We start from the raw sequence: 14094 nt of genomic DNA, 5'->3' as shown, positions 1-14094 counted from the left end.
AAAATCGATGAAAAGAACCGTTTTTTTGCTCCTAATTTTAGTAGTGTCTTTTGTTTCTAAGGCTCAAGTTTACAGTGAGTTAAAGCCTGATTCTACTAATTATGAAAATATATTAGTCAAAAAAATATACTCCGATTCGCTGAGTAGCACTTTTGCAATATGGGTTAAAAAGGAGGTAAAGGCTCACAAACATTTGCAGCATACCGAGGTGGTAACTGTGCTTGAGGGCAAAGGAAATTTTACGTTGAACGACAGCACATTTAAAGTAAAAAGGGGTGATGCCATTGTAATTCCGAAAAATTCGGTACACTCTGTAAAAGTAAGGGGTAAAAAGCCCATGTTGGTTATTTCGGTTCAATCGCCCATGTTTGATGGCACAGATAGAGTTTGGATTAAATAATGGAAACAACCGATTTTATACCTTATCGCTTCGATGAAGTGCCAGAAGATGAGCTTAGGCAATGGGTAAATCAATTATATAAAAAACTGAATGGTAGGCGAACGGTTAGAGAGTTTTCGGATAAAATGGTTTCTATAGAGGTAATGGAAAAACTAATTTTAACGGCCGGAACAGCTCCGTCAGGAGCCAACAAGCAGCCGTGGACATTTTGTGCGGTCAACAATGCGGAGCTTAAACGGAAAATAAAAGAAGCCGCCGAAAAAGAGGAGTTTGAAAACTATCATGGCCGTATGAGCGAAGAATGGCTCAAAGATTTAGAACAATTTGGCACCAATTGGCAGAAACCATTTTTGGAAATTGCTCCGTGGCTGATTATCGTTTTCAGAAAATCGTATGACTTTGACGGAATTAAAAAGAGCAAAAATTATTATGTGCAGGAATCTGTGGGTATAGCTTGCGGCATGCTCATAACCGCCATTCACAATGCCGGTTTGGTGTGTTTGACTCATACGCCAAGCCCCATGAATTTTTTGAGCCAAGTGCTGGAAAGACCAGAAAACGAGAAACCCTTTTTGTTAATTCCCGTAGGGTATCCGGCTATAAATGCCACTGTTCCAAACATAAAAAGGAAAGCCTTAAACGAGATTTCTCAGTTTTATTTATAGCAATGACCTTCAACCTAAATACACCTATTGAAAGGGTTAAACTGCCATTGTATAATCAGTATGGCATCGAGGTTTTTATAAAACGGGATGATTTAATTCATCCATTTATTTCTGGAAATAAATGGAGAAAACTCAAGTATAACATGCTGTTTATGCAACAAAATGGGTTCAGAAAGCTGGCTACTTTTGGAGGTGCATTTTCAAATCATTTGATTGCCACGGCTTGTGCGGGTGCAATATTTGGCTACAAAACCCTGGGCATTGTGCGTGGCAATGAGTTGAGTCAACAATCAAATCATATTTTAAGGTTGTGTTATGAATATGGCATGGAGCTTCGTTTTGTTTCAAGAAGTGAATATGCCGATAAAGAGGCTATTGCCAACCAATTGGTCGAAGAAGGTTATTTTGTAGTACCAGAAGGAGGAGATAATGATTTAGGAATACAAGGTTGTGAAGAAATTTTGCCGGAAACAACAATGGAATTTAACCATGTTTTTGTTCCTGTAGGTACGGCCACCACACTTATTGGTGTCGTAAATTCGAGTTCAACCCATTGCATTGTACACGGCATTGCCGCACTTTCGGAAGCAGACTATTTGGCTCAGAAAATCAAATCAAAAACGAATCGAAACAATTGGATTTTGCATACCCGTTTTTCAAGAGGCGGATTTGGAAAGTTTGATGACGAACTTCTTCGGTCGAATCTTGCATTTACAAGGCAAACTGGAGTATTGCTTGATCCTGTTTATACCGGAAAAATGATTTGGGCATCAAACCATTTGATTAAAGAAAAATCAATAAAACGCGGCGAAAAGGTGTTGTTGATACATACCGGAGGATTAACCGGCTTATTATCTGATAAATGGCTTAAAATGAATCTATAACTTTAGCTCGACAAAGCCTTCAATGGTAAGGAACGTGTACCCGTTTTGGTTTCCGTCATGAAAAACAGTAATGTACTGCAAAAATCTACCCATACTATCTTTGCTGTTGTAGTTTACGGTGACACTTCCTTCTTCTCCGGGGGCAAATGTGCCAGCAGTATATTCAGGAACTGTGCAGCTACAATCAGCAGATACATCAATGACATAAAGGTCATAAGTTCCTGCATTTTTGAATTTAAAAACTCGGGTAACAATGGTGTCGTTCGGAATATTCCCAATAAAAAAAGAATCCGTTTCAAACTCAATTTTGGGAGCTAAAACGGATTCTTTTATGGAATCTTTATCAGAAGATGGTTCTGCAGTTTGTGCAATTGAAATCGTGGTGAAAAACACCGCCAGCATCAACCAAACAATTTTTTTAACCATCGTTAAATTATGCTAATTTATTGTGCTTTAGCAGGTTGTTCTGCTGGGTGCTGCTCTGGTTGAACAGCAGGCTCCACTTTTGGAACATTCACATAGCTTGTAATGCTAATACTGATTGGCTCTTCTCCGTTGTGAGAAATAACAAGAGTTTTAGGTTGTGGGCCAGATTTGTGAGCAGAGTTAAAACTTACTACAATCTCACCACTTTCACCTGGAGCAATAGGAGTATTCTGTGGAAATTTCGGGGTTGTGCAACCGCATGGAGTGCTGATGCTAGAAATAATCAAAGGTGCCTTGCCCTCATTTACAAATTTGAAGGTATGACTAACAACATCACCTTGAGTAATAGTGCCAAAATCGTGTTCAGTCTCAGCCAAAACCAATTTAGGTTGTCCTTCGCTAACAAGATTTAACTGAGGTTTTTCTTCTGTTTGAGCCATTGCGGTGCTTACGCTTACAAAGGCTATTAACAACATCATTGTAATTTTTGTAAATTTCATTTTTCTAATTTTTTAAAACTAATTGTTAAAATTATGGTGCAACTTGAACAGGAGGAGCAGATTCTTGAGGGGTGGCAACTACATTTCCTTTAAGATAGAGGAATACTGCATTGTCCCCTTCGGCCCCGTTATATCTAACGGCTACACTTTTTTGGAATGTGCCGGGAGAGGCAGCATTGTAGGTAGCTACTACTTCACCAGTTCCCCCAGGAGGAATTGGTTCTTTTGTGTAGGATGCAGTAGTGCAACCACACGAAGGTTTGGGCGGAGTTAAAACCAATGGGGCGTTACCTGTGTTTGTAAACACAAACTTGGCGGTAACTGGTTTTCCTTGTTTTACATCACCAAAGTTGTGCTCTGTAGATTTGAATTCAATTTTCGCAACGGCATCATTCTGTAAAGTAACAGTTTTATTTTGGGCATTTGTGTAAGCCACAAATCCAACTGCCACCAAAAGGGTAATTAATAATCGTTTCATTTCTTTATTTTATCGTTTATAAATTTTTTCAATCGACTTTCAAAGTTAAAAAGTCAGGCTGTAATAAACAAACGTTGTGCCAAAATTGACATTTAGGCTATATTACTTTCTAAAGTTAGCCCTTCTTTTTTCTACAAATGCGTTTGTTCCTTCAATAAAATCGGTGGTTTGAAATCGTTTTCCGAAGCTCTCAATTTCTGAATTCATGCCGTTTTTGTCAGAGTTGAAATAATCACTAACACATGCAAAAATGGCCGAGACAGCTTGTGGCGATTTATTAGACACTTTGTCTAAAATTTCGTAGCATTTATCAAACAATTGGTCTGTTTCTACTACATAATTTACCAGACCGAGCTTAAATGCTTCATCTGCAGAAATCATATCTCCTGTAATCAAAAGTTCGGTGGCTTTGGTTTTGCCAATGTACTGCACCAATCTTTGGGTGCCACCATAACCCGGTATAAGTCCCAAATTAATCTCTGGCTGGCCAAATTTGGCATTTGATGAGGCCACTCTGAGATGGCAGGCCATGGCAAGTTCGCATCCTCCGCCCAAAGCAAATCCGTTCACTGCGGCAATGGTTGGTTTTTTGCAATTTTCTAATGTATTCATTACATCATGCCCATCGCGGCTCAGTTTGGTTCCTTCAGAAATGTCAAAGTCCTTAAATTCGGCAATATCTGCTCCGGCTGCAAAGGCTTTTTGGCCTTTGCCAGTTATCAAAATGCCAAACACCTCGTCGTTGGTCTCGGCCACAGTAATGGCCATTTTTATTTCTCGCAAAACCACTGAATTCAAGGCATTCATTTTGTCCTCGCGGTTTATGCTTATGGTAAGGTAATGATTTTTTAGTTCTGTTTCTATAAACTGGTACACCATGCTTTTTTTTGCCGCAAAAATAATCCTTGTCGCCATTGATAAAAGTCTGGAATTTCATTAGAGTTCGTTTTATACTTTTGCGGTTAATGAAAAAGACGCTTGATTTTGAAGAATTTGATTTTCCAGAGGCTGAAAGTTGGCTTTCTGTTATAGAAAAAGAATTGAAGGGTAATAGACTTGAAACTCTGCACAAAGACTGGTTTGGCGTGCCAATAAAGCCATTTTATACTGCCAAAGATGTGGGTTGTGTGCAACATGCTCAAACTTTTCCAAATAATTGGAAATTGGTTTTAAATCCGGTAAATGATTCTTTCACATCCATTGAAGGGGTCGATTTTTGGGCATCAGACACTAAAAATGGGGTTGAAAACCAATGGTATGGACTCGGCTCGGATTTGCCAACAGACGCGGTTTATAGTGTAGGAGACATTTGTAATATAAAGCCAACTTCAAGAAATTTAAACATTGTAGCAAACTATATCCAACCGGTCAACCTATTTTCTATAATCAATTCCAATAGTAACATAGTTGGAGAGAGTGAGATAAGATATTTGCTGGAAAGAGTAGCTAATTTTAAAAAGGAAATTTTAAATAGGGGGAAGAATAATCCTGAAAATTGGCTCAATATTGAATTGAATCTCAGCCAAAATTTCTTTTATGAAATTGCAAGAATAAAAAGCATTCGGATAGCTATGGAGACGCTTTTTGAGGGGAGATGCCCAACAATTACTGCGGTTTGTTCGGCAAGTGGCTCCAATTTTCATGAAAATGTTTTGCAACAAACAATTACAGCCTTAGCTGCAATTTTGGGTGGTGCAAATTTATTGTATCTTGATGTAAGTAATAGTCATAACCACGATGAGTCAGCATTAAGACTTACTCGAAATGTGTCATTAATTTTGAGAAACGAAAGCCACCTCGGTGCGGTAAAAGATGCTGTTAAAGGTTCATATCTTGTGGATTATCTATGCAACCAGTTACTGCAATCCACAGAAATTAATTCAGATAATGACGAGTTGAATAAACATAGAGCGTCCTATGTTTCTGACGAAGGAATCGTTGTGTATAATGCGTATTCCGAAACGGATAGATCTGAAAATAGTTGCTTTGCAGCAGGAATTCCCCCATTTTTAAGAGGACCCTATGGCTCAATGTACACCATTCGGCCATGGACCATCAGGCAGTATGCAGGATTTAGCACTGCCGAAGAGTCGAACGCATTTTACAGGAGAAATTTGGCTGCAGGCCAAAAGGGGCTTTCAGTTGCATTTGATTTAGCAACGCATCGAGGCTATGATTCCGACCACCCGCGTGTGGTGGGCGATGTGGGTATGGCCGGTGTGGCAATTGATTCAGTAGAAGATATGAAAATTTTGTTTAACGGAATACCGTTAAACGAGATGTCTGTTTCAATGACTATGAATGGTGCAGTGCTTCCCATAATGGCTTTTTACATCGTGGCGGCTCAAGAGCAAGGGGTTTCAATAAACCAATTGTCAGGAACTATTCAAAACGATATTTTGAAAGAGTTTATGGTTAGAAACACCTATATCTATCCGCCAAAACCTTCCATGAGAATAGTGAGTGATATTTTTAAATATACCTCACAAAAAATGCCGAAATTTAATTCAATCAGCATAAGTGGGTATCATATTCAAGAAGCGGGCGGCAATGCGGCCATTGAGTTGGCTTATACATTAGCCGATGGTTTAGAATATGTTAGAACTGGCATCAATGCAGGTTTAGATATTGATGACTTTGCACCCCGACTCAGTTTTTTTTGGGGTATAGGCATGAATTATTTTATGGAAATTGCCAAGCTGAGAGCAGGTCGGCTTTTGTGGGCTAAAATGATGAAACAATTTAACCCCAAAAACGAGAAATCACTGGCTCTAAGAACTCATTGCCAAACAAGTGGTTGGAGTTTGGCCGAGCAAGATCCGTTTAACAATATAATTCGAACAGCCATTGAAGCCAAAGCTGCTGTAATGGGCGGAACTCAATCCTTGCACACCAATTCTTTTGATGAGGCCATTGCCCTACCAACAGACTATTCAGCAAAAATTGCACGCGAAACTCAAATTTATTTGCAAAAACAATCCAATTTGACAGATGTAATTGACCCGTGGGGAGGCAGCTACTATGTTGAATATTTAACCGACCAATTGGCCTATAAGGCGTGGAGTTTGATTTTGGAGATTGAAGAATTAGGAGGAATGTCTTACGCCATTGAGAAAGGGTTGCCCAAACTTAGAATAGAAGAATCTGCGGCCAAAAAACAGGCCAATATTGATTCAATGGAAAGTGTGATTGTTGGGGTAAACAAATATACCACCGACAAAAAGTCGAAGTTCGATATCTTAGAAATTAATAATGACGAGGTTCGAAATAGTCAAATTGTTCGATTGAACAAGCTTAAATCGGAGCGAGACGAAAAGCAAGTGCAAGGGGCGTTGCAATCGTTGAAAAATGTGGCTTTGACCTCTGAAGGAAACCTATTGGAGGCGGCCATAGAAGCAGCAAAACTAAGAGCCACCCTGGGTGAAATTAGTCAGGTGCTGGAAGACGTTTTTGGGAGATACGTAGCTAAAACAATCGGGGTTCATGGAGTGTATTCAAAAGAAATGAAGATGGATGAACATTTTGCTATGGCTGTTGCCAAATCAGATGAATTTGCCGTTGAGCACGGCAGACGACCTCGAATTTTGGTGGCCAAAATGGGGCAGGATGGTCACGATAGAGGGGCAAAAATAATTGCCACCGGTTTTGCAGATTTGGGTTTCGATGTCGATATCGGTCCTTTGTTTCAAACTCCCTCAGAAGTTGCAAAACATGCTGTAGAAAATGATGTACACATACTCGGTGTTTCTAGTTTGGCTGCTGGCCATAAAACGCTTATACCACAGGTTATTGAAGAACTAAAGAAATATGGTAGAGATGATATTGTTGTTATTGCAGGTGGCGTAATTCCGGAAAAGGATTATAAGTTTTTGTATAATGCAGGGGTCACATTTGTTTTTGGTCCTGGCACTATCCTCAGCCTTGCGGCAATCAAAATTTTGGAAAAAATCATGTAAGACTAAATAAAAAAGCCGATTCATTGAATCGGCCTTTTTTATTATTAAAAAATCGTCTAAGGCTTCTTAACTGTCATTCTCTTCGTAAGTTTCTCTCCATTCGCCTCAAGGGTATAAAGATAAACGCCTTCGTTGTAACTGCTCACATCAATAGATATAATACCAGAATTAACAGTGCGTTCTTCAATAATTTTCCCAACCACATTATAAACCGTAAGCGTTCCTTCGCCAATAAATTTAGCATCAATATACGTCAAGGTAATTGCCGGATTAGGGTAGTTTTGACCTAATTTCAAATCACCAGAAGTGCTTTCAGAACCAAAGTTGATCTGAAAAGACATTAATCCAATGGATAAAAAGAGTATGAGTAGATTTTGTTTCATAACAATTATACTTTTCAAAAGTACAACAAAATATTGTGCCAAAACAATAAAAATCCTGTAATAATTTGAAATTTATTATCTGAAATACTATTAACAGCCTAATTTGGGTATGTCAGTACCCTTTGTTTGCTCAAACAGGTACTCCATTTTTGTCTATTTTAGTTGAATTTTGTGCGTGCAATAATGGAATGAAATGCATAATGCATTAGTTTTGATTGGATTAGAAGTCAAAGTTGAGGTTAGAAATTTTAAACTATGTGGTGCAAGGGTTTGATTTATTATTTTCTGTAGAACCATTGTGAAACCTTGTATTTACAAAAGAATTTTCACCTTAAAAGCGGAAGAATCAGAAATTGGGTTTGAAAAAACCAAAATCAGATAAACAAAAAAAGCGACTGAAAGTCGCTTTTTTAATCTCCACGCATCGGGCGATTTCGCGCCCCATCCTGGGCTCGAACCAGGGACCTGCGGATTAACAGTCCGTCGCTCTAACCAACTGAGCTAATGAGGCGTGTCATCCTTTTTTAAGGAGGTGCAAAAATAATCTTTTCGGTAATTTGCAAATGTTTTTTTGATAAAAAATTTATGAGATTTTTTTGGTGCATCTTTGCCGAAAAAAAAGAATGAGTTTATTGGTAATAGGAAGTGTGGCTTTTGACGCTATTGAGACCCCTTTTGGTAAAACAGATAAAATTATTGGGGGAGCTGCAACATACATCACAATGGTATCAAGCTATAGGGTAAAACCTGTGAATCTTGTGGCGGTAGTTGGCGAGGATTTCCCACAAGAGCATGTCGATTTGTTGGGAAACATGGGTGTTAATACAGAAGGTTTGCAACGAAAAATGGGCGAAAAATCATTTTTTTGGAGTGGACGGTATCATAACGATATGAATAGCCGCGACACTTTGGTAACCGAACTCAATGTTTTGGGTGATTTTGACCCTATTATTCCAGACAATTATCAGGATTGCAGGTATTTAATGTTAGGCAATTTATCACCACAAGTGCAATTAACGGTTATTGAGCGTCTGAAAAACAGGCCAAAACTTATTGCAATGGATACCATGAATTTTTGGATGGATATTGCCCTTGAAGATTTAAAAAAGACACTGGAAAAAGTGGATGTTTTGATCATTAATGATGAGGAAGCTAGACAACTATGTGGGGAATACAGTTTGTTAAAGGCTAGTAAAATTATTCGAAATATGGGGCCGAAATATTTAGTAATAAAAAAAGGAGAACACGGGGCATTGTTGTTTCATGGCGATAATGTTTTTTCTGCTCCTGCTTTACCATTAGAGGAAGTATTTGACCCAACGGGTGCTGGAGATTCTTTTGCAGGAGGTTTTATAAGCTATTTGGCAAAGACAGACGATATTTCATTTGAAAACATGAAAAGAGCGGTTATCCACGGTTCTGCCATGGCTTCTTTTTGCGTTGAAAAATTTGGAACAGAAAGATTGATTGGTTTGACAGAAAGGGAAATACAATCGCGTATTGAATCGTTTGTAAACCTTTCTATGGTAGATATTTCAATCTGATAATAACCCAAAATAGAATGCCAAACATTTGGAAAAAATCAGCCTCATACTCTCCGGAGTACATCAATTCAATTTCTGAAAAGCTAACAGTAAATCATTTTTATGCAACGCTGCTTTTAAATCGCGGAATCGCTTCGGTTGATGATGCTCGAGCGTTTTTTAATCCGGATATTGCCCATTTGCACGACCCTTTTTTGATGAAGGATATGCAAAAGGCTGTAGAAAGGATTGACCAAGCTTTGAACAATGACGAAAAGGTATGGGTTTATGGTGACTATGATGTGGATGGCACCACAAGCGTTGCAATGATGTTTGGTTTCTTGCGGCAGTTTATTCCAAATATTGAATACTATATTCCGAACCGAGAAACGGAAGGCTATGGCGTTTCAGAGTTGGCTATTGATTTGGCAATAGAAAAGAAAGTAAATCTAATCATAACACTCGATTGTGGTATTCGCTCGGTTGAATTGGTTAAAAAAGCCAAGGACAATTCCATAGATTTTGTGATTTGCGACCATCATGAACCAGGGGAGGACACTCCGGTGGCGGTAGCAGTGCTCGATGCTAAACAGCCCGATTGTAGATATCCATACAAAGAGTTGTCGGCTTGTGGTGTGGGGTTTAAATTAATTCAAGCATTGTGCATAAAATGGGATTGCCCCATGGAAATGGCCTATGATTACTTGGATTTAGTAGCTGTAAGTATTGCATCGGACTTGGTGCCAATAACAGGCGAAAATAGAATATTAGCCAGTGTGGGGTTAAAAAAACTATCTGAAAATCCGAGCCGAGGTTTGCAAATAATTATGCAAAAATTTATGCAAAACCGCAGCATTGATATCACGAACGTGGTGTTTATGATTGGGCCACGCATCAATGCCGCCGGAAGAATGGCTAATGGCACGGTGGCCGTACAATTGTTGTTGGCCGACATGTCTCTCGATTTGGAAGAATTAGCCCAAAATCTGAATGAATATAACACGCTTCGCAGAAAATTAGATACTGAAACCACCCATCAGGCACTCGATTTTTTGGCTCTGGATGAACATTACAAAAACAAAAAAACTACAGTGGTGGCCGGAAACGATTGGCACAAAGGCGTGGTGGGCATTGTAGCAAGCCGATTGATTGAAACCCATTATAAACCCACCATTGTTCTAACAAAATCTCGTGGGAAATATGTTGGCTCAGCCCGCTCTGTGGCTGATTTTGACATACATGAAGCCTTGATTAATTGCTCGGAATATTTGGAAAAATTTGGCGGACATAAGTTTGCTGCGGGTTTAACTTTATTGCCCGAACATTTAGAAAAGTTTATGGAGGCTTTTGAAAAGCAAGCATCTTCACTAACCGAAGAGGATTTAACTCCGGTTATTTTATACGAATCGGAAATAAGTTTAGCGAGCATCGGCGAATCTCTTTTCCAAAATATCAACCGTTTTGCACCTTTCGGCCCGCAAAACATGAAACCTGTTTTTTTAACCAAAAAAGTGCAAGATACCGGCAACGCCCGAACAATGGGGGAGGGGCATAATCACCTAAAAATGAATGTGATATCGGCCGATTGTAACCAAGCTATTGGTGCTACTGCTTTTGGTTTTGGGCAACTTTACCCCCTGATTAAGGACGGGAAATCGTTTGATATGCTATACACCATTGAGGAAAATATTTTTAACGGAAACCGAAATTTGCAATTGATGGTTAAGGATATTCGGGTGGTGGAATAGGACTCACTCCTCCGAATAAACCCGCTTAACTCGCTGCGAAACGGAAGTTAAAATCTCATAAGGAATAGTGCCAATTTTGTTGGCAAGCTCGGTAATGGTTGGTTTTTTTCCAAAAACAATCACTTCATCACCCTCTTCACAGGTTATTTCTGAAACGTCGCACATGGTCATGTCCATGCAAACATTGCCCACAATGGGGGCTTCTTGGCCATTAATCATAAAATATCCGTTTCCCCGGCTGAGCAATCGGTTGAGTCCGTCGGCATAACCAATGGCCACAACGGCAATTTTTCGTTGATAGGGTGCAGGTTGCAAATTTCCATAGCCAATTCCTTCATGCGGTTTAATAATTCTTATTTGCGAAATGAATGATTTTAAGGTGCTTATGGGTTCAATTTTTTTGTCTGACTGCGTGCTTGGAGAAAAACCGTACAATGCAACTCCCAGCCGTATCATATCAAATTGTGCGTATTTATGACGTATAGCTCCTGCCGAGTTGGCGATATGCTTAACGGGCGTATAACCAATTGCCTCTGCCAGTGAATAATAGCATCGATTAAATATGGCTATTTGATTTTTGGTAAAGCTATCCATCGTTTTGTCTTCGGCTGCTGCCAAATGGCTAAAGATTGAGGCAATTTCAATGTTTGAATTTTGCTTTAGTCTTTTGCAAAGCAGAGTTATTTCGTTTTCGTCAAAACCCAACCGATGCATACCGCTGTTTATTTCTATATGCACTTTGGCCGTTTCTATTCCTTTTCTATCAAGGCTTTGCTCAAACAAATCTAAACTTCTGAAACTGTATATTTCAGGTTCTAATTTATAATCGAGCATGGTGTCGAACGAATCTTCATCGCTATTCATAACCATAATGGGTATATGAATGCCTTTTTTACGCAGCTCAATGCCTTCGTCTGCGTAGGCCACACCCAAATAATCCACCTGATTGAATTGAAAAAAATGGGCTATTTCATCACCTCCGCTGCCATAGGAAAAGGCCTTTACCATAGCCATAATTTTGGTTTTGGGATCGATGATGGATTTGAAATAGTTCAGATTATTTTGCAGTGCATTCAGGTTTACTTCCAGCACGGTGTTGTGTACTTTTTGTTGAAGTAATTTTTCAATTTTCTCAAATTTAAAAGAACGTGCAGCTTTGAGCACAATCGCTTCATTCTCAAATGTAAAGGATGAAAAATTTTCCATTAAATCATTTGTGGATGCGTAAAAAGTTTGCTCTTTAAGATCGAATAAAAAACTACACGCTGATATGTTTTTGCCTACACCTATTAGTCTGCTAAAATTGTGTTTTTTCAAAAGTTGATTTATGGCCGTAAATAAATCTCGATTCGATAAACTGCTTTGTTCAACATCAGATAAAATGACAGTTTTTTGGGCGTTGGAGTGCCTATTTTCAGCCCAATTCAGCACAATTTCGATTGATTTAATGTCGGAGTTGTAATAATCAGAGATTAAAATACAATTGTTTTTACCGGCCTTCTGGTTCAACCGCATTTCAACGGCATGCAATTGTTGAAATTGAGGAATAACTTGCCTTTGGTCGGCTTTGAGGGCGTATGTCAATACCCAAGCATGAAGGGCGTTTTCAAAAGAGGCCTCATCCGAAAAAGGGAGTTCGAACGAGTATTTTTGAGTTCCTACTTCTGCAAAAACTTCCAATTGATTGTTTTTCGACTCAAAATAATTTACCGAAATGAGTGCTTTGGAGTTTGTTGACCACGTTATAGATTCAATATTGTTTTCTTTTACAAATCGGTCAATAATTTCTGTTAAAATATTCTCCTCCCTTCTGTAAATGAGGGTTTTGCAGTTTTTAAACAGGATGAGCTTTTCGTAAATTTTCTCTGTTTCATTAATAAATCCAGCGGCATGGGCATCTCCAATATTGGTGAAAATGCCAATGGTGGGTTGCAAAATTTCTTCCAACTTAGCCATCTCTCCGGGTTCAGAAATTCCGGCTTCAAAAACGCCCAACTGATTGGTGGTTTGCATTTGAAAAACAGAAAGTGGTACGCCAATTTGACTGTTGTAGCTGCGGGGGCTTCGCACAATGTTTTGTTGGGGGTAAAGTAGCTGATAGCTCCATTCCTTTACAATTGTTTTGCCATTGCTACCGGCAATGCCCACTACAGGAAATGTAAAATTTTGACGGTGGTGGCGTGCAAGTTTTTGAAGAGCGTTTAACACATTTCCTACTATCAGAAAGTTACAATTTAGAAGGTTTATTTCCAATGGTATTTCCTCTACCAAAAAGTTGGAAAATCCTTTTGATTGTTGAAGTTGAATGTAGTGGTGGCCATCGTGTTGATTTCCTCTTATCGCTGCAAAAAGGCAAGCTAAATGATTGGTTTTGGCTCTACTGTCGGTCAATACATTTTCTATAATAACATTGCCATCTCCAATCAATTTTGCATTGACAATTTTTGAAATGGTGGCGAGACTATACTGCATGGTGCGAAATTAGTTGATTAGATAATTAGATGCTTGGAGAATTAGATTTTCGTCGGCACTGACTTGAGCGGAGATGTGATTTTTGTGGAGGCTTTTTAGAAGTGTTTGGTAAAAGTGTTAAAGTAGAGCTATTTGTGGCTTTGTTACATTTGCAAAAAAAAAATAGCGATGTTTGGCCAAGAAAATATACCCCAAAAAGCAACAAAATCCTACGTAGAAGCATGGGCAGCCATTCAAAAATACTGCGTTTATCAGGAGCGATGTCATAAGGAGGTTCGTTCGAAATTGTATGATTTTGGTTTGAAAACAGAGGAGGTTAATGAGTTGATTTCACGGTTAATTGAACAAAATTTTTTGAACGAAGAACGGTTTGCCGTGGCCTTTGCCGGCGGGAAATTTCGCGTAAAGAATTGGGGAAAAGAAAAAATAAAACGCGAATTAAAACTACGAGGAATAAGCGACTACTGTATCAACAAGGCTTTAAAAGAAATATCTGATGATGATAATCTGAAAACACTTGAAAAATTGATTGCAAAAAAATCTAAAGATTATTTGTCGAAAAATAAATTTGAACAAAATGCCAAGGTGGCAAGATATTGCATTGTAAAAGGCTATGAACCGGAAATGGTTTGGCAATTGATTAAAAATGATAGGTAGGA

The 14094-nt window shown here is 38.8% G+C and carries 13 protein-coding genes and 1 tRNA gene; 7 read left to right on the top strand and 7 right to left on the bottom strand.

What is annotated here, in order from left to right; genetic code table 11:
* Positions 1–7: 7 nt before the first annotated feature.
* The 3 genes from H6607_06945 to H6607_06935 are packed head-to-tail and all read left to right on the top strand — an operon-like array spanning position 8 to position 1949.
* A complete protein-coding gene (locus H6607_06945; protein ID MCB9262094.1) occupies positions 8–400 on the top strand; it encodes a cupin domain-containing protein in 393 nt (130 codons plus the stop codon).
* Positions 400–1065 carry a nitroreductase family protein gene (locus tag H6607_06940; GenBank protein ID MCB9262093.1) on the top strand — a complete coding sequence of 222 codons (666 nt, stop codon included), beginning with the start codon at positions 400–402 and terminating at the stop codon, positions 1063–1065. The genes H6607_06945 and H6607_06940 overlap by 1 nt, the downstream gene beginning before the upstream one ends.
* Before the next feature lie 2 nt (positions 1066–1067).
* Entirely contained in the window at positions 1068–1949 is an 882-nt protein-coding gene (locus H6607_06935; protein MCB9262092.1) for a pyridoxal-phosphate dependent enzyme, read from the top strand.
* Here H6607_06935 and H6607_06930 read toward each other — a convergent pair.
* The 4 genes from H6607_06930 to H6607_06915 all read right to left on the bottom strand — a co-directional run bounded on the left by H6607_06930 (position 1944) and on the right by H6607_06915 (position 4232).
* Positions 1944–2375, bottom strand: coding sequence for a DUF1573 domain-containing protein (locus H6607_06930; protein ID MCB9262091.1), 432 nt, complete (start codon positions 2373–2375; stop codon positions 1944–1946). The genes H6607_06935 and H6607_06930 overlap by 6 nt on opposite strands.
* Positions 2376–2392: 17 nt before the next feature.
* Positions 2393–2854 (bottom strand): DUF1573 domain-containing protein, encoded by a 462-nt coding sequence (locus tag H6607_06925; GenBank protein MCB9262090.1) that lies wholly within the window; start codon positions 2852–2854, stop codon positions 2393–2395.
* A gap of 52 nt (positions 2855–2906) precedes the next feature.
* Positions 2907–3353 carry a DUF1573 domain-containing protein gene (locus tag H6607_06920; protein MCB9262089.1) on the bottom strand — a complete coding sequence of 149 codons (447 nt, stop codon included), beginning with the start codon at positions 3351–3353 and terminating at the stop codon, positions 2907–2909.
* Between the two features lie 102 nt (positions 3354–3455).
* Positions 3456–4232 carry an enoyl-CoA hydratase/isomerase family protein gene (locus H6607_06915; GenBank protein MCB9262088.1) on the bottom strand — a complete coding sequence of 259 codons (777 nt, stop codon included), beginning with the start codon at positions 4230–4232 and terminating at the stop codon, positions 3456–3458.
* Positions 4233–4318: 86 nt separating this feature from the next.
* Between H6607_06915 and scpA the strand changes: the two genes are divergently transcribed.
* The gene (scpA, locus tag H6607_06910; protein ID MCB9262087.1) at positions 4319–7309 is read left to right on the top strand and encodes a methylmalonyl-CoA mutase; all 2991 of its coding nucleotides are present in this window, start codon (positions 4319–4321) and stop codon (positions 7307–7309) included.
* A 56-nt stretch (positions 7310–7365) separates the two neighbouring features.
* Here the strand turns inward: scpA and H6607_06905 are convergent, their stop codons facing one another.
* Complete coding sequence (locus H6607_06905; GenBank protein MCB9262086.1) at positions 7366–7650, bottom strand: T9SS type A sorting domain-containing protein; 285 nt, start codon at positions 7648–7650, stop codon at positions 7366–7368.
* A 479-nt stretch (positions 7651–8129) separates the two neighbouring features.
* Positions 8130–8203 (bottom strand) — tRNA-Asn (locus tag H6607_06900).
* 112 nt (positions 8204–8315) lie between these two features.
* On the opposite strand from H6607_06900, the gene H6607_06895 reads away from it, so the two are divergent.
* Both H6607_06895 and recJ read left to right on the top strand, forming a co-directional pair.
* Complete coding sequence (locus H6607_06895; GenBank protein MCB9262085.1) at positions 8316–9236, top strand: sugar kinase; 921 nt, start codon at positions 8316–8318, stop codon at positions 9234–9236.
* A gap of 17 nt (positions 9237–9253) precedes the next feature.
* The gene (recJ, locus tag H6607_06890) at positions 9254–10963 is read left to right on the top strand and encodes a single-stranded-DNA-specific exonuclease RecJ (protein MCB9262084.1); all 1710 of its coding nucleotides are present in this window, start codon (positions 9254–9256) and stop codon (positions 10961–10963) included.
* Positions 10964–10966: 3 nt separating this feature from the next.
* Here the strand turns inward: recJ and H6607_06885 are convergent, their stop codons facing one another.
* A complete protein-coding gene (locus H6607_06885) occupies positions 10967–13435 on the bottom strand; it encodes a bifunctional UDP-N-acetylmuramoyl-tripeptide:D-alanyl-D-alanine ligase/alanine racemase (protein ID MCB9262083.1) in 2469 nt (822 codons plus the stop codon).
* 168 nt (positions 13436–13603) lie between these two features.
* Between H6607_06885 and H6607_06880 the strand changes: the two genes are divergently transcribed.
* Positions 13604–14092, top strand: coding sequence for a RecX family transcriptional regulator (locus H6607_06880; GenBank protein MCB9262082.1), 489 nt, complete (start codon positions 13604–13606; stop codon positions 14090–14092).
* Positions 14093–14094 lie beyond the last annotated feature (2 nt).

This window comes from Flavobacteriales bacterium (assembly GCA_020635395.1).
Taxonomy (GTDB): Bacteria; Bacteroidota; Bacteroidia; order NS11-12g; family UBA9320; genus UBA987.
This window is presented reverse-complemented; position numbering and strand designations above follow the sequence as displayed.

What these genes read in the sequence shown, in the direction of transcription:
- scpA (MCB9262087.1), top strand. Translation starts at nt 4,319, where the DNA reads ATGAAAAAGACGCTTGATTTTGAAGAATTTGATTTTCCAGAGGCTGAA.
- H6607_06925 (MCB9262090.1), bottom strand. Translation starts at nt 2,854, where the DNA reads ATGATGTTGTTAATAGCCTTTGTAAGCGTAAGCACCGCAATGGCTCAA.
- H6607_06895 (MCB9262085.1), top strand. Translation starts at nt 8,316, where the DNA reads ATGAGTTTATTGGTAATAGGAAGTGTGGCTTTTGACGCTATTGAGACC.
- H6607_06885 (MCB9262083.1), bottom strand. Translation starts at nt 13,435, where the DNA reads ATGCAGTATAGTCTCGCCACCATTTCAAAAATTGTCAATGCAAAATTG.
- H6607_06915 (MCB9262088.1), bottom strand. Translation starts at nt 4,232, where the DNA reads ATGGTGTACCAGTTTATAGAAACAGAACTAAAAAATCATTACCTTACC.
- H6607_06920 (MCB9262089.1), bottom strand. Translation starts at nt 3,353, where the DNA reads ATGAAACGATTATTAATTACCCTTTTGGTGGCAGTTGGATTTGTGGCT.
- recJ (MCB9262084.1), top strand. Translation starts at nt 9,254, where the DNA reads ATGCCAAACATTTGGAAAAAATCAGCCTCATACTCTCCGGAGTACATC.
- H6607_06945 (MCB9262094.1), top strand. Translation starts at nt 8, where the DNA reads ATGAAAAGAACCGTTTTTTTGCTCCTAATTTTAGTAGTGTCTTTTGTT.
- H6607_06940 (MCB9262093.1), top strand. Translation starts at nt 400, where the DNA reads ATGGAAACAACCGATTTTATACCTTATCGCTTCGATGAAGTGCCAGAA.
- H6607_06935 (MCB9262092.1), top strand. Translation starts at nt 1,068, where the DNA reads ATGACCTTCAACCTAAATACACCTATTGAAAGGGTTAAACTGCCATTG.
- H6607_06880 (MCB9262082.1), top strand. Translation starts at nt 13,604, where the DNA reads ATGTTTGGCCAAGAAAATATACCCCAAAAAGCAACAAAATCCTACGTA.
- H6607_06930 (MCB9262091.1), bottom strand. Translation starts at nt 2,375, where the DNA reads ATGGTTAAAAAAATTGTTTGGTTGATGCTGGCGGTGTTTTTCACCACG.
- H6607_06905 (MCB9262086.1), bottom strand. Translation starts at nt 7,650, where the DNA reads ATGTCTTTTCAGATCAACTTTGGTTCTGAAAGCACTTCTGGTGATTTG.